Below are 14,756 nucleotides of genomic sequence, written 5' to 3'. Positions count from 1 at the left end.
TCGCCTGATTGCCCCGGCCGAGTCTCTGGACGCACAAACCCCGGCAGACCTCAAAGGCCGTGTTTGGTTATATCGCATTTGTGCGGCAAGACTGTCGGTCGAGTTTCGTCGTTGAATCCAAACACGTTAACTAAAGCGACAAGTAAGCCCGCCTGTTTAGAAGATATTCAACGGGTACTCAGTAATCAGACGCGTCTGCACCAAATGCCCCCCGGTAGAAGCATCGCCATCGTGCCAGGCCTCCCGCAGGTGAACAGTCAGTTTCTTGGCCGGGCCACTCTGTACGACGTATTTCACTTCGGCGTCGGTTTCGTGTTCCTGGTCGTTGGCGCCATAGGCCCCGGCGTAGGCCGAGTTACTGGCAGTATGCGTACCGTCGATGCCAGAACCGCGAATATGACGAGCCATGAAGCTCAGGCCTGGGACGCCAAAGGAACTCATGTCCAAGTCATAGCGCATCTGCCAGGACTTCTCGCCCGGGCCGTTGAAGTCGGAGTACTGCACCGAATCAGCGAGGTTGATCGAGTTACCGTAGCGGCCGGCACCGACACCAGCGTTGGTCTCCCCAAAGCCGACATAGTCGAACGGCTCGTCACCATGGATCTTCTGTCCGGCCAGTGTGAAGGTGTGCGCGCCCAGGGTGTAGGCAGCCGCCAGCGAGGCTGCAGTGGTGTCGATGGTACCGGCCTTGGCGCTGCCGTCGTCCAGTGTGCGATAGAGGTTGAAATCCAGTGCGACGGATTGGTCAACGGCCAATGGATGAACAAGGTTCAAGTTGACGTAGTACTGGTTCCAAACGTCTTCCAGGCGCGCTCCGTACAGCGACGCGGTGAATTCCTTACTGAACTGGTACTTGCCACCCGCGAAGCTGGCCGACGCCGCTTCCACACCCGCGTAGCTGGCGAGAATGTCGCCGCTGCGCGACGTGGTGGTGTTACCGGTACCGGCGGTGTAATGACCGGCCTCCAGGTTCAGGCCCGTGATTTCATGACTGTCGATCTGGAAGCCCGATGCCGTCTGTGGCATCAGGTAGTTATCAGCGGTGGCAAACACCGGCGACGTGGGCTGCAAGTCGCCGACCTTGAGCGTGGTATTGGAAACACGGAACTTGACGTCACCGCCGGCCTTCGCGAGGCCGTGATCCGGATGGCCATTGGCATCGGATGGAATGTTCGGGCCTCCGGCACGGTCGGTGCTCCCGTCGATGCGCAACGCCAGGTCGGCAAACGCATCAATGCCGACGCCGATGGTGCCTTGGGTGAAGCCCGAGCTGAAGGTCGCCATCAGCGCTTGACTCCAGTCACGGGTGTGGGGGCCGCTGCCGTTCTGGTTCCAGAACATGTTGCGATTCAGAATATTTAAACTGCTGTCCGCGACAAACCCCTTGGAATCGGACTGATCGCTGGCATAGCTCATGGCCGGCAAGGCAAATGCCAGCGCCACGGCCAAGGTATTGAGTTGAAGTGCCGATTGGTGTTTTTTCATTATTTTTGCTCCAGTGCACGATGTCGTGTTGGAGCATTAAGGCGATAGCCCAGACGATCAACAAATGAAACCAGATGAATATTCTGATATTAAACTTGGCGGCTAAACAAGCCAGCTTATTACTCGAGAGCGGCTGATTTTGCCCAACGCTGTTGAAAAAGTGGCTCTCCTGCCGCCCTATAACGAGCTGCCCGTTGCAGCCGAAGAGGCGAGAGAGCGTCTTATTGAGGTTTACAAAGCATAGCCAGTCTGTAGTGTCTTCTCTTGAGCGGCCACACTTCCATTGCCCTAGGCATCAGGGGATGATCCGGAAGGCAGTGCCACTGGCGCCTGGAGGCATCCCTCCAAACCGAAGCGGGTCATTATGGCCCACGCGTCGTCTGTCGAGCGCCAAAAGTCGGGGACTATCATGGAATGAAAGTTGTGCATATCGACCTGATTCCATTCATCCGGCCCATAAAAACCCAACAATAGTTAGATTAGGTAAGTATCTGATTTATGGATAATACAACCAATGTAACAATGAATAAGGCTCCGGAAATCATCAGCGAATTTCCAACACCCACTGCCCTGACCACCGAAACCCTGCAACACGCCAGCCGCCAAGCCCAGGCGTTGCGCGTTGAGCTGCGCAAGGCGGTGATTGGCCAGGACCAGGTGATCGACGACGTCCTCACCGCCTTGATCGCCGGCGGCCACGTGCTGCTTGAAGGCGTACCCGGCCTGGGCAAGACTTTGTTGGTTCGGGCCCTGGCCCGTTGCTTCGGCGGCGACTTCGCGCGCATCCAGTTCACGCCGGACCTGATGCCCAGCGATGTCACCGGGCACGCCGTGTACGACCTGCACACCGAGCAGTTCAAGCTGCGCAAGGGGCCGTTGTTTACCCACCTGTTGCTGGCCGACGAGATCAACCGCGCGCCGGCCAAGACCCAGGCCGCCTTGCTCGAGGCCATGCAGGAGCGCCAAGTGACCCTTGAGGGCGAAGCGCTGCCCATCGGCCAACCGTTCATGGTGCTGGCCACCCAGAACCCCATCGAGCAGGAAGGCACCTACCCGCTGCCCGAGGCCGAACTGGACCGTTTCATGCTCAAGGTGCGGATGGACTACCCCGACTCCCAACAAGAGCTGGAGATGGTGCGCGAAGTCACGCGCTCATCCCGGGCCGACATGCTCGACGTACAACCCCTGCGCACCGTGCTGCAAGCCGAGGACGTGTTGCAACTGCAACAGATCGCCAGCGAACTGGCGCTGGATGAGCAAGTGCTCGACTACGCCGTGCGCCTGGCAAGGGCCACCCGCAGTTGGCCGGGGCTGACCATCGGTGCCGGCCCACGCGCATCCATTGCCCTGGTGCGCGGCGCCCGTGCCCGCGCCTTGCTGCGCGGGGGCGAGTTCGTCACCCCGGACGACATCAAGGGCTGCGCCCTGGCGGTGCTGCGTCATCGCGTTCGCATCGCCCCCGAGCTGGATATCGACGGACTGGAAGTGGACCAGGTCCTCCAGCAACTGCTGGACCAGATTTCGGCACCTCGGCAATGACCCATCCATGAAGCCGACCCGTCTGCTGTTGATCTGGCTCGGCGTGCTGCTGGGCCTGAATATATTGCTGGGCGCCGCACAGGCGTTGCAGCTCCCGGTGCCCGACAGCCTGCATTCGGTGGCCTGGGGTCTGCTGCTGGCGCTGTTGTTGCTGGCGCTATTGGACGCGATGCGCCTGCGCCGTCGTCCGTCCGCGCGAATACAACGGCAGATGCCCGGCAGCCTGGCATTGGGGCGCTGGGGCGAAGTACGCCTGACGCTTGAACACGATTACCCACAACCGCTGACGGTGCAGGTGTTCGATCACGTCCCCGACGGCCTGAGCCTGGAACACATGCCGCAGTCGATCGAACTGCGCCCCGGCGAACGCAGCGAGCTGGGCTATCGGCTGCGCCCCCTGCGGCGTGGGCACTTCAGTTTCAGTCGCTGCGAGCTGCACCTGCCCAGCCCCTTGGGGTTGTGGTCCGCACGGCGCTTTATTGAGGTCAGCGATGCCACCCGGGTCTATCCGGATTTCGCCCGCCTGTATGGCGCGCAGCTCTTGGGTGTAGATAACTGGCTGAGCCAGTTGGGCGTGCGTCAACGCCAGCGCCGGGGGTTGGGGCTGGAGTTTCATCAACTGCGCGAGTTTCGCGAGGGCGACAGCCTGCGGCAGATCGACTGGAAAGCCACCGCACGCCAACGCACGCCGATCGCCCGGGAATACCAGGACGAACGCGACCAGCAGATCGTGTTCATGCTCGATTGTGGTCGGCGCATGCGCAGCCAGGACGCAGAGCTGTCCCACTTCGATCACGCGCTCAATGCCTGCCTGCTGCTCAGTTATGTTGCTTTGCGCCAGGGCGATGCCGTCGGCCTATGCACTTTTGCCTGCGACCAGCCGCGCTACCTGGCGCCCGTCAAGGGCACCGGGCAGTTGAATCTGTTGCTCAACACCGTCTACGACCTCGACACCACGCGACGCGCGGCCGACTACGAAGCCGCGGCCAGCCAGTTGCTGGCTCGGCAGAAACGCCGGGCGCTGGTGATCGTGGTGAGTAACCTGCGAGATGAGGACGATGAGGCGCTGCTGACCGCGGTCAAACGCATCAGCCGGCAACACCGGGTACTGGTCGCCAGCCTGCGCGAAGAAGTACTCGACCAAGTGCGCCTTTCGCCGGTGCAAACCCTGCCCGAAGCGCTGGCCTATAGCGGCACCGTCGACTACCTCAATCAACGCGACGAACTGCATGACCGCCTGAACGCCCATGGGTTGTCGGTACTGGATACGCGCCCCTCGGAGTTGGGCGCCGCTCTGGTGACACGTTACCTGGGCTGGAAAAAAGCCGGCGTTCTGTGAAAACAGCGCACCCCCCGGCTTGGGTCGCCACACCCAAGCCGGGGCGACTGCACGCTATGTCTAAGCGGACGCCTGTAAGGGGTCAAAGCTGAAATACTGCAGCAAGGCATTGATCAGTTGGCCGTATTCGGCAGGCGCCTCAGCCACGCTGAAACCCGAGTCGTAATGCTGGGGATTGATGTCCTCGTGACTCCATAAACAGGTCGCCGTGAAATCAACGGCCTGGAAATCACCGTCGACCGTGGGAATCTTCAAGCGCAGCTCGAACGCCACGTCGACCATCATCGGCAATTGACTGATCAACATCAGTCCTTCTGCGGATACGTTACCCAAGTAACCAATGGGCTTATCCGTAAGCCGGTTGAACACTTGCAGGAAACAAGACAATTGATGCCGCTCAATTCGTCGGTCGGTAAACATGATGATATCGCCATCCATTGGCCATAACTCTGGCCACGCCAGTGATTCGGAACGGGCTAAACACCCCGCTCTCCCTGGAGATCAGTGCGACAACAGCTAGCGCTTTGCCACTCTACAGCCTGCCAATCCCAAGTGTTCTATCCGTTTGGACACAAACTTGTACAAACGGACATTCAAAGAATAGCCTAAGACTGGCAACGGGCCAGCTACGCAACGACAAATACCATCACAACGACGCCGGACGTGGCTGCGCAACGCTCGCGCCGGAGTAGTGCCCCAGTTGTTGCAGGGTGTCGAGACGCGCACGGGCCCGGTAGGCGTACTCGCTGGACGGGTACTGGTTGATGATGAACTGATAGGTTTGCACCGCGTCGACGAACAACTTCTGTCGCTCCAGGCACTGCCCGCGCAACATCGAGACCTCCGGCTGCACATAGCGCCGGGTGCGACTTTCCCGGTCGACCTGGGACAATTCCAGGGTCACGCGCTCGCAGTCACCAACCCCATACGCACGGTAGGCGTTGTTCAAATGGTGGTCCATCGACCAGCGGGTACAGCCGACAACACTGACGGCCAGGGCAGCAATGAGCAAAATTCGCATGAGGGTTCTCCTGTCTTGTGCAGTGTATCGACCCCTCGTCAAAAATCTTCAAGGTTGTTCAGCTATTCAACCGGAGCGAAAAGCGAATCGCCGATAAGTAGTGCAAACGAACAATGACTACAACCAAAGAGCATAGTAGCCTTCCTCAGCGCTTGAACTCAGGAGTCTGTGCATGTCCGTCCGTCGTACCAAAATCGTCGCCACCCTTGGCCCGGCCAGTAACTCGCCGGAAGTCCTCGAACAGCTGATTCTGGCTGGTTTGGACGTTGCCCGTCTGAACTTCTCCCACGGCACCCCGGACGAGCACAAGGCTCGCGCCAAGCTGGTGCGTGACCTGGCCGCCAAACACGGTCGCTTCGTCGCATTGCTGGGTGACCTGCAAGGCCCGAAAATCCGCATCGCCAGATTCACCGACAAACGGATCGAGCTGAAGATCGGTGACACGTTCACCTTCTCCACCAGCCACCCGCTGACCGACGGCAACCAGCACGTCGTGGGTATCGACTACCCGGACCTGGTCAAGGATTGCGGCGTCGGCGACGAACTGCTGCTGGACGACGGTCGCGTGGTCATGCGAGTCGACACCGCCAGCGTCACTGAGCTGAACTGCACCGTGATCATCGGCGGCCCGCTGTCGGATCACAAAGGTATCAACCGTCGCGGTGGTGGCCTGACGGCGCCGGCCCTGACTGAAAAAGACAAGGCCGACATCAAGCTCGCCGCAGAAATGGAAGTGGACTACCTCGCGGTGTCCTTCCCACGCGACGCTGCCGACATGGAATACGCGCGCAAACTGCGCGACGAAGCCGGTGGTACTGCCTGGCTGGTGGCGAAGATCGAACGCGCCGAAGCCGTGGCCGATGACGAAACCCTCGACGGCCTGATCAAGGCGTCCGACGCGGTGATGGTTGCCCGTGGCGACCTGGGCGTGGAAATCGGTGATGCCGAGCTGATCGGTATCCAGAAAAAAATCATCCTGCACGCACGCCGCCACAATAAAGCAGTAATCGTGGCGACCCAGATGATGGAGTCGATGATCCAGAACCCGATGCCGACCCGCGCCGAAGTGTCCGACGTGGCCAACGCCGTGCTCGACTACACCGACGCCGTGATGCTCTCGGCTGAAAGTGCCGCTGGCCCGTACCCGCTGGAAGCCGTCCAGGCCATGGCGCGTATCTGCATCGGTGCCGAAAAGCACCCGACCAGCAAGACCTCCAGCCACCGCATCGGCAAAGTGTTCGAAAGCTGCGACCAGAGCATCGCCCTGGCCGCCATGTACACCGCCAACCACTTCCCTGGCGTCAAAGCGATCATCGCCCTGACCGAAAGTGGCTACACGCCGTTGATCATGTCGCGTATCCGTTCCTCGGTACCGATCTACGCGTTCTCCCCGCACCGCGAAACCCAGGCCCGCGCGGCGTTGTTCCGTGGTGTCTACACCGTACCGTTCGACCCGGCGTCGTTGCCGCCTGAGCAAGTCAGCCAGGCTGCCATCGACGAACTGCTCAAGCGTGGCGTGGTGGAGAAAGGCGACTGGGTCATCCTGACCAAGGGCGACAGCTACCACACCATCGGCGGCACCAACGGCATGAAGATCCTGCACGTTGGCGACCCAATGGTCTGAGTGATCTGCTGAAAAAACAAAGCCCCGCCCTGTGAATGGCGGGGCTTTTTGCTTTGCGGCTCACAGTGATGGGCTTGCCTGTGGAAACGCCATCAGCACCCGCTGATCGACCTGGACAGGAACACATCAGCCAACAGTTGATTGCGCGGCAGCCCTGCCAGGAACAGGCGCTTGGAGAACGCCTCGACGCTGGCCGGATGCCCACAGAGCAAGGCCAGTGTTTGCCGGGAAACCAGCCGCAGTTGCGCCAAGGCCGGGGTCAACTGCGCCGCCGTCCACAGCTCCACCGTCAGGTTCGGATGGCGCTCGGCCAGCGCTGCCAGGGGCTCGGCCAAGTAGTGACCGCTGGCATCGTGGGCCAGGTGAATCAAGCGGATCGCGCCTTGGTGGTCCTGGCGCAACGCCTCACGCAACACGCCCCACAACGGGCCCAGGCCGGTGCCGGACGCCAACAGCCACAACGGCCGGGTTTGCCAGTCCGGGTCGTACTGCAAAGCGCCACCGCGCAGTTCGCCCAGGCGCAGACGGTCACCGACGCGCAACTGTCGAGCGGCATCGCTGAACGCGCCGGGCTGACGGCAGTCGAGATGAAACTCCAGGAACGGATCTTCCTCGGGCAGGCTGGCCAAGGAATACGGGCGCGCCACCGGCCCCGCCCACAACACCAGATGCTGCCCGGCCCGGTAGCGCAGGCCGCGCTCCGGTTGCAGACGCAGGCGCAGCACATGCGTGCTCAACCACTCCACGCCGACCACCGCGGCCGGCACGCCGTCACGGCTCGGGTCAAACGCTTCGACGTGCAGGTCCGCCACCACCCGGCACTGGCAGGCCAGGCGCCAGCCGTTCTCGCGTTGCGCCGGGCTGAGGGCGTCGGGCTGCTGATCCTCGACCTCGCCCCGGCAACGCACCAGGCACGCATGGCAACTGCCGGCGCGGCAACTGTAGGGCACGGCAACGCCGGCCTGGTTCAGGGCATCCAACAGGTTGCTGCCGGTGGAGACCGACCAGTGGCGTTCGCCGACGTACAGTTCAGGCATACAAAGTCTCAGATCAAAAAAGCCTACACAGGGAATCACGCCCGGCAGAGTTTGACCATAGTCGGGTGTATCGGCCACCGTGCCGGGTTATACTGCCGCGCCTTTTTAGCGTCGCGCCAGCATCACTCGGCGTGCCTTGGAAAGGTGGTTTCAGCCGACCGATACACCCCACTGAAGCCACCTTTATTGAATGTTCCCTTATAGAGGAGCGCGACTCATGACCGTGATCAAGCAAGACGACCTGATTCAGAGCGTTGCCGACGCCCTGCAATTCATTTCCTACTACCACCCCGTTGACTTCATCCAGGCAATGCACGAAGCCTACCTGCGCGAAGAATCGCCGGCAGCCCGTGACTCCATCGCCCAGATCCTGATCAACTCGCGCATGTGTGCCACCGGCCACCGCCCGATCTGCCAGGACACCGGTATCGTCACCGTGTTCGTGCGCGTAGGCATGGACGTGCGCTGGGACGGCGCCACCATGGGCCTGGACGACATGATCAACGAGGGCGTGCGTCGCGCCTACAACCTGCCGGAAAACGTCCTGCGTGCTTCGATCCTCGCCGACCCGGCGGGCGCGCGTAAAAACACCAAGGACAACACCCCAGCGGTGATCCACTACTCCATCGTCCCGGGTAACACCGTGGAAGTGGACGTGGCCGCCAAGGGCGGTGGTTCCGAGAACAAGTCGAAAATGGCCATGCTCAACCCGTCCGACTCGATCGTCGACTGGGTGCTCAAGACCGTTCCGACCATGGGCGCCGGCTGGTGCCCACCGGGCATGCTCGGCATCGGCATCGGCGGCACCGCCGAGAAAGCCGCCGTGATGGCCAAGGAAGTGTTGATGGAATCCATCGACATCCACGAGCTGAAAAAGCGTGGCCCTTCCAACCGTATCGAAGAGATGCGCCTGGAGCTGTTCGAGAAGGTCAACCAACTGGGCATCGGCGCCCAGGGCCTGGGTGGCCTGACCACCGTGCTCGACGTGAAGATCATGGATTACCCGACCCACGCCGCTTCCCTGCCGGTGTGCATGATCCCCAACTGCGCCGCCACCCGTCACGCGCACTTCGTGCTCGACGGTTCGGGCCCGGCATCGCTGGAAGCGCCACCGCTGGACGCCTACCCGGAAATCGTCTGGGAAGCCGGCCCGTCGGCCCGTCGCGTCAACCTCGACACCCTGACCCCGGAAGACGTGCAGAGCTGGAAGCCGGGCGAAACCGTGTTGCTCAACGGCAAGATGCTGACCGGTCGCGACGCGGCGCACAAGCGCATGGTCGAGATGCTGAACAGGGGCGAAACCCTGCCGGTGGACCTCAAGGGTCGCTTCATCTACTACGTCGGCCCGGTTGATCCGGTGCGCGACGAAGTGGTTGGTCCTGCCGGCCCGACCACCGCGACGCGGATGGACAAGTTCACCCGTCAGATCCTCGAACAAACCGGCCTGCTGGGCATGATCGGCAAATCCGAGCGCGGCCCGACCGCCATCGAAGCGATCAAGGACTACAAGGCCGTGTACCTGATGGCCGTAGGCGGTGCTGCTTACCTGGTGGCGCAAGCCATCAAGAAGTCGCGCGTGGTGGCTTTCGCCGAACTGGGCATGGAAGCGATCTACGAGTTCGAAGTGAAAGACATGCCGGTCACCGTTGCGGTGGACAGCAAAGGCGAATCCGTCCACATCACCGGTCCTGCCATCTGGCAGAAAAAGATCAGTGAAAGCCTGGCGGTAGAAGTGCAGTAAACGCTTCTTCGCACCGATAAAGGCGACTGCGGCTACACAGCCCAGTCGCCTTTTTTATTGCGCATGCTATGGTGCTCCCCCCTAATTGCAGCTGTTCATCTCCGTATGATCGCGATCCCTCGCCCCCTGCGCCTGACCTTCTACTCCCTGTTGATCATCGCCGGTGCGGTGCTGGCCGCTGCCTTGGCCACCCGCCACGCTGAACGCCAGGCCCTGGTGGACGATGCCGCCCGTGCCAATCAGCAATTAGCGCTGTATGCCAACTCGCTGCACACCCTGATCGAACGCTACCGCGCCCTGCCCGCCGTGCTGGCACTGGATTCGGAAATGATCAGCGCGTTGAAAGGCCCGCTGGATGCCGCGACCCAGGACCTGCTCAACCGTAAACTGGAACGTATCAACGGCGCCGCGCAGTCCTCCACATTGGAACTGATGGACCGCACCGGCCTGGCCGTGGCCGCGAGCAACTGGAAGCTGCCGAGCAGTTACGTCGGGAACAATTATGCGTTCCGGCCATATTTCAGGCAGACCCTGAGCCAGGGCACCGGGCGCTTTTATGCGGTCGGGGTGACCACCGGCGTGCCGGGGTATTTCCTATCCAGCGCGGTGCTCGATGAACACGAACAGTTCCTCGGCGCGATGGTGGTCAAACTGGAGTTCCCCGAACTCGAGCGCGAATGGGCCCAGGGCAACGACCTGCTGCTGGTCAGCGATGCGCGCGGCATTGTGTTTATTGCCAACCAGCCGGGCTGGCGTTATCGCAACCTGCGCCCGCTGTCGGCCAGCGACCTCGCCGAACTCACGGCCACCCGCCAGTACGACAAGAAACAGCTGCAATCGCTGGAGACCCAGACCCTGCAGCGTTTCGACGAAAACAGCCACCTGATGCGCGTCAACGGCCCCGACGGCAACGCCCGGTACCTCTGGGAATCCCTGCCGCTGAAGGGCGAAGGCTGGACCTTGCACCTGCTGCGCAAACCCCAGTTCGCCTTCGAAGACCAACGCAACGCCGGCCTCGCCGCCGCCGGTTCGTGGCTGGCGCTGGTGTTCCTGGTGCTGTTCCTGACCCAGCGCTGGCGCCTGGCCCGCATGCGCCAGCGCAGCCGCGAAGAGCTCGAACAGCTTGTCGAGGAGCGCACCCAGGCCCTGCGCACGGCCCAGGATGGTTTGGTGCAATCGGCCAAGCTGGCGGCGCTGGGGCAGATGTCTGCCGCCCTCGCCCATGAAATCAACCAGCCGCTGACCGCACAGCGCATGCAATTGGCGACCCTGCGCCTGCTGCTCGACCATGGCCGCGTGGAAGATGCCTACAAGGCGCTCACACCACTGGACGACATGCTCACCCGCATGGCCGCGCTGACCGGCCACCTCAAGACCTTCGCCCGCAAAAGCCCCAGCGGCCTGCGCGAGCGCCTGGACTTGGCCAGTGTGGTCGACCAGGCCCTGCAACTGCTCGACGCACGCCTGCGCGATGAAGGCATCGGCACCGTGCTGGACCTGACCCGCCCCGCCTGGGTCCGTGGCGACGCGATCCGCCTGGAACAGGTACTGATCAACCTGTTGCGCAATGCCCTCGACGCCATGGCCAACAAGCCGCGCAAACGCCTGGAAATCCGCCTGCACGCCGATGAGCAACTGTGGCAACTGACCGTCAGCGACAGCGGCGGCGGCATCGCCGAAGAACACCTGAACAGCGTGTTCGACCCGTTCTTCACCACCAAGCCCGTGGGTGATGGACTCGGCTTGGGGCTGGCGGTGTCCTACGCTATCGTGCATGAACTGGGTGGACGCCTGTGCGTCGCTAACCGTGGCGACGGCGCGGTGTTTACCCTGACCCTGCCTATCGCGCTGGAGACGCCGGAGCTATGTTGAATGCGGTGATTGTGGTCGATGACGAAGCCAGCATTCGCACAGCCGTTGAGCAATGGTTGAGCCTGTCGGGATTTGACGTGCAGTTGTTCAGTCGCGCCGAGGCCTGCCTGGCGCAACTGCCCAAGGACTTTCCCGGGGTGGTGTTGAGCGACGTGCGTATGCCCGGCCTCAGCGGCCTGGAACTGCTGGCCGAAGTGCGGCGGCGCGACGCCGACTTACCGGTGATCCTGCTGACCGGCCATGGCGATGTGCCGATGGCCGTCGAGGCCATGCGCGACGGGGCCTACGACTTCCTGGAAAAACCCTTCAGCCCCGAAGCCCTGCTCAACAGCCTGCGTCGCGCCCTCGATAAACGTAGGCTGATCCTGGAAAACCGCCGCCTGCATCAACAGGCCGATCATCGGACACAACTGGAAAACAGCCTGTTGGGCGTGTCCCGCAGCATGCAGAACCTGCGCCGCCAGGTGCTCGACCTGGCGACGTTGCCGGTCAATGTGCTGATCCGCGGCGAGACCGGCAGCGGCAAGGAACTGGTCGCCCGCTGCCTGCACGACTTCGGCCCGCGGGCGAAGAAAGCCTTTGTCGCGCTCAATTGCGCGGCAATCCCCGAGCAGCTGTTTGAAGCCGAGCTGTTCGGCCACGAGAGCGGCGCGTTTACCGGCGCTCAGGGCAAGCGTATCGGCAAGCTGGAATACGCCCACGGCGGCACGCTGTTTCTGGATGAAATCGAAAGCATGCCCCTGGCCCAGCAAGTCAAATTGCTGCGGGTGTTGCAGGAGCAGAAGTTGGAGCGCCTGGGCTCCAATCAGAGCATCCACGTCGATCTGCGCATCATCGCTGCGACCAAACCGGACCTGTTGGAAGAAGCCCGCGCCGGACGCTTTCGCGAAGACCTGGCCTATCGGCTGAACGTCGCACAACTGCGCCTGCCGCCCCTGCGCGAGCGCCGTGAAGATATACCGCTGCTGTTCGATCACTTTGCGCAAAGCGCCGCCGAACGCCTGGGCCGCACCGTTGAACCGCTGAGTGGCGCGCAACTGGGGCGCCTGCTCAGCCATGACTGGCCGGGCAACGTGCGCGAACTGGCCAACGTCGCCGAACGCCAGGTGCTGGGGCTGGGCGAACCGGAGCCCGAAGGCATCGAGGCCGGGCAATCATTGGCGGCGCAACAGGAAGCCTTCGAGGCCCACTGCCTGAAAGCCGCACTGACCCGACACAAAGGCGATATCAAGGCGGTACTGGCCGAGCTGCAACTGCCCCGGCGCACCTTCAACGAGAAAATGCAGCGGCATGGGTTGGTGCGCGAGATGTTTCTCTAGGGCGTTCTTTGTGGTGTTTTCAAAGACGCCATCGCGGGCACGCCATAAGCGGATTTCCGCTCACCCACCCCAGAACCATCGGCGGCTTTCCGCTCAAAAAAAGCTGCAAACCCTTCTAGATCGGGCCTTCCCCCACCTGGCACAGCTCCTGCTATAGCCCCAGTCAGGCTGTGCTCAGGCACGCTCCATAAAAACAACTATCTGAAGGTTCCTTCAATGGATAACTCCAATACTTTGCCTCTGGGGTCGGCGGCTGCGCCGGCGAAAGAACGCACCACCACCAGCCGCATCAAATCGATCTTCAGCGGATCGGTCGGCAACATGGTCGAGTGGTACGACTGGTACGTCTACGCGGCGTTCTCGCTGTACTTCGCCAAAGCCTTCTTCCCGAAAGGCGACACCACCGCCCAACTGCTCAACACCGCTGCGATCTTCGCCGTGGGCTTCCTGATGCGCCCGATCGGCGGCTGGCTGATGGGCCTGTATGCCGACCGCGCCGGTCGCAAGGCCGCGTTGATGGCCTCGGTGCTGCTGATGTGCTTCGGCTCGCTGATCATCGCCCTGAGCCCGGGTTATGAAACCATCGGCGTCGGCGCACCGATCCTGCTGGTGTTCGCCCGTCTGCTGCAAGGCTTGTCGGTGGGTGGCGAATACGGCACCTCGGCCACTTACCTGAGTGAAATGGCGACCAAGGAGCGTCGCGGTTTCTTCTCCAGCTTCCAGTACGTGACCCTGATCTCCGGCCAGCTCATAGCCCTGGCGGTGCTGATCGTGCTGCAACAAGTGCTCACCACCGAGCAACTGTACGATTGGGGCTGGCGTATCCCGTTCGCCATCGGCGCCCTGTGTGCAGTGGTCGCGCTGTACCTGCGTCGCGGCATGGAAGAAACCGAGTCGTTCACCAAGAAGGAAAAAGCCAAGGAAAGCGCAATGCGTACCTTGATGCGCCACCCCAAGGAACTGATGACCGTGGTCGGCCTGACCATGGGCGGCACCCTGGCCTTCTACACCTACACCACCTACATGCAGAAGTACCTGGTGAACACCGTCGGCATGAGCATTTCCGACTCCACCACCATCTCGGCGGCGACGCTGTTTCTGTTCATGTGCCTGCAACCCCTGGTCGGTACGCTGTCGGACAAAGTCGGCCGCCGTCCGATCCTGATCGCCTTCGGCATTCTCGGCACGCTGTTCACCGTGCCGATCCTGACCACCCTGCACACCATCCAGACCTGGTGGGGCGCGTTCTTCCTGATCATGGCGGCGCTGATCATCGTCAGCGGCTACACCTCGATCAACGCGGTGGTGAAGGCTGAGCTGTTCCCCACCGAAATCCGCGCGCTGGGCGTGGGCCTGCCGTATGCGCTGACCGTATCGATCTTCGGCGGCACCGCTGAATACATCGCGCTGTGGTTCAAGAGCATCGGCATGGAAACCGGCTACTACTGGTACGTGACCGCATGTATCGCGGTGTCGTTGGTGGTCTACGTGACCATGAAAGACACCCGCAAGCACTCGCGGATCACCACGAACTAACCGCTGAACGCAGTCACGAATGTGGGAGGGGGCTTGCTCCCGATCGCGGTGTATCAGTCAACTTGTCTCAAGCTGACCCACCGCCATCGGGGGCAAGCCCCCTCTCACATGTAGAATCCCTCTCACAGGTGGAATCAGGACAACTCTGGGCCGACTTATAGGGGGTGTCGACCGCGCGCGCAGACTGAACGGGACGCTGTGAAAAATAGGTGGGCGCTGAATGATAATTCCATAGGGCCGATG

Annotated in this window: 11 protein-coding genes; 7 read left to right on the top strand and 4 right to left on the bottom strand. The window is 61.9% G+C overall.

Annotated elements, in window-relative coordinates; translation table 11 throughout:
- Nucleotides 1-156: 156 nt before the first annotated feature.
- Nucleotides 157-1,485, bottom strand: coding sequence for an OprD family porin (locus NR164_RS14670; RefSeq protein WP_256822893.1), 1,329 nt, complete (start codon nucleotides 1,483-1,485; stop codon nucleotides 157-159).
- Nucleotides 1,486-1,983: 498 nt separating this feature from the next.
- Between NR164_RS14670 and NR164_RS14665 the strand changes: the two genes are divergently transcribed.
- Nucleotides 1,984-3,024: a MoxR family ATPase gene (locus tag NR164_RS14665; protein WP_186354534.1), complete on the top strand. Its 1,041-nt coding sequence runs from the start codon at nucleotides 1,984-1,986 to the stop codon at nucleotides 3,022-3,024.
- Nucleotides 3,025-3,031: 7 nt separating this feature from the next.
- Complete coding sequence (locus NR164_RS14660) at nucleotides 3,032-4,363, top strand: DUF58 domain-containing protein (protein WP_256822892.1); 1,332 nt, start codon at nucleotides 3,032-3,034, stop codon at nucleotides 4,361-4,363.
- A 60-nt stretch (nucleotides 4,364-4,423) separates the two neighbouring features.
- Here the strand turns inward: NR164_RS14660 and NR164_RS14655 are convergent, their stop codons facing one another.
- Nucleotides 4,424-4,783, bottom strand: a complete 360-nt coding sequence (locus NR164_RS14655) for a PilZ domain-containing protein (protein ID WP_046385190.1) — start codon at nucleotides 4,781-4,783, stop codon at nucleotides 4,424-4,426.
- A 226-nt stretch (nucleotides 4,784-5,009) separates the two neighbouring features.
- Nucleotides 5,010-5,384: a tol-pal system YbgF family protein gene (locus NR164_RS14650; RefSeq protein ID WP_017139782.1), complete on the bottom strand. Its 375-nt coding sequence runs from the start codon at nucleotides 5,382-5,384 to the stop codon at nucleotides 5,010-5,012.
- A 172-nt stretch (nucleotides 5,385-5,556) separates the two neighbouring features.
- On the opposite strand from NR164_RS14650, the gene pyk reads away from it, so the two are divergent.
- Complete coding sequence (gene pyk / locus NR164_RS14645) at nucleotides 5,557-7,008, top strand: pyruvate kinase (protein WP_079444600.1); 1,452 nt, start codon at nucleotides 5,557-5,559, stop codon at nucleotides 7,006-7,008.
- A gap of 92 nt (nucleotides 7,009-7,100) precedes the next feature.
- On the opposite strand, the gene NR164_RS14640 is transcribed toward pyk, so the two are convergent.
- Nucleotides 7,101-8,045: an iron-sulfur-binding ferredoxin reductase gene (locus NR164_RS14640; RefSeq protein WP_079444601.1), complete on the bottom strand. Its 945-nt coding sequence runs from the start codon at nucleotides 8,043-8,045 to the stop codon at nucleotides 7,101-7,103.
- Nucleotides 8,046-8,262: 217 nt separating this feature from the next.
- Between NR164_RS14640 and NR164_RS14635 the strand changes: the two genes are divergently transcribed.
- The 4 genes from NR164_RS14635 to NR164_RS14620 all read left to right on the top strand — a co-directional run bounded on the left by NR164_RS14635 (nucleotide 8,263) and on the right by NR164_RS14620 (nucleotide 14,513).
- Entirely contained in the window at nucleotides 8,263-9,786 is a 1,524-nt protein-coding gene (locus NR164_RS14635; RefSeq protein ID WP_017846082.1) for a fumarate hydratase, read from the top strand.
- Between the two features lie 105 nt (nucleotides 9,787-9,891).
- Complete coding sequence (locus NR164_RS14630) at nucleotides 9,892-11,658, top strand: ATP-binding protein (RefSeq protein ID WP_046382236.1); 1,767 nt, start codon at nucleotides 9,892-9,894, stop codon at nucleotides 11,656-11,658.
- Nucleotides 11,652-12,977, top strand: a complete 1,326-nt coding sequence (locus tag NR164_RS14625; protein WP_256822891.1) for a sigma-54 dependent transcriptional regulator — start codon at nucleotides 11,652-11,654, stop codon at nucleotides 12,975-12,977. The genes NR164_RS14630 and NR164_RS14625 overlap by 7 nt, the downstream gene beginning before the upstream one ends.
- A gap of 216 nt (nucleotides 12,978-13,193) precedes the next feature.
- Entirely contained in the window at nucleotides 13,194-14,513 is a 1,320-nt protein-coding gene (locus NR164_RS14620; protein ID WP_017846085.1) for an MFS transporter, read from the top strand.
- Nucleotides 14,514-14,756 lie beyond the last annotated feature (243 nt).

The organism is Pseudomonas sp. Pse79 (assembly GCF_024519615.1).
GTDB classification, from domain to species: domain Bacteria; phylum Pseudomonadota; class Gammaproteobacteria; order Pseudomonadales; family Pseudomonadaceae; genus Aquipseudomonas; species Aquipseudomonas veronii.
Note: the sequence above shows the minus strand (reverse complement) of the source record. Positions and strands in the feature narration are given on the sequence as shown.

Excerpts from the sequence above, each read along its gene's own strand:
- NR164_RS14670 (WP_256822893.1), bottom strand. The coding sequence starts at position 1,485 with ATGAAAAAACACCAATCGGCACTTCAACTCAATACCTTGGCCGTGGCG.
- NR164_RS14630 (WP_046382236.1), top strand. The coding sequence starts at position 9,892 with ATGATCGCGATCCCTCGCCCCCTGCGCCTGACCTTCTACTCCCTGTTG.
- pyk (WP_079444600.1), top strand. The coding sequence starts at position 5,557 with ATGTCCGTCCGTCGTACCAAAATCGTCGCCACCCTTGGCCCGGCCAGT.
- NR164_RS14635 (WP_017846082.1), top strand. The coding sequence starts at position 8,263 with ATGACCGTGATCAAGCAAGACGACCTGATTCAGAGCGTTGCCGACGCC.
- NR164_RS14665 (WP_186354534.1), top strand. The coding sequence starts at position 1,984 with ATGGATAATACAACCAATGTAACAATGAATAAGGCTCCGGAAATCATC.
- NR164_RS14660 (WP_256822892.1), top strand. The coding sequence starts at position 3,032 with ATGAAGCCGACCCGTCTGCTGTTGATCTGGCTCGGCGTGCTGCTGGGC.
- NR164_RS14650 (WP_017139782.1), bottom strand. The coding sequence starts at position 5,384 with ATGCGAATTTTGCTCATTGCTGCCCTGGCCGTCAGTGTTGTCGGCTGT.
- NR164_RS14655 (WP_046385190.1), bottom strand. The coding sequence starts at position 4,783 with ATGTTTACCGACCGACGAATTGAGCGGCATCAATTGTCTTGTTTCCTG.
- NR164_RS14640 (WP_079444601.1), bottom strand. The coding sequence starts at position 8,045 with ATGCCTGAACTGTACGTCGGCGAACGCCACTGGTCGGTCTCCACCGGC.
- NR164_RS14625 (WP_256822891.1), top strand. The coding sequence starts at position 11,652 with ATGTTGAATGCGGTGATTGTGGTCGATGACGAAGCCAGCATTCGCACA.
- NR164_RS14620 (WP_017846085.1), top strand. The coding sequence starts at position 13,194 with ATGGATAACTCCAATACTTTGCCTCTGGGGTCGGCGGCTGCGCCGGCG.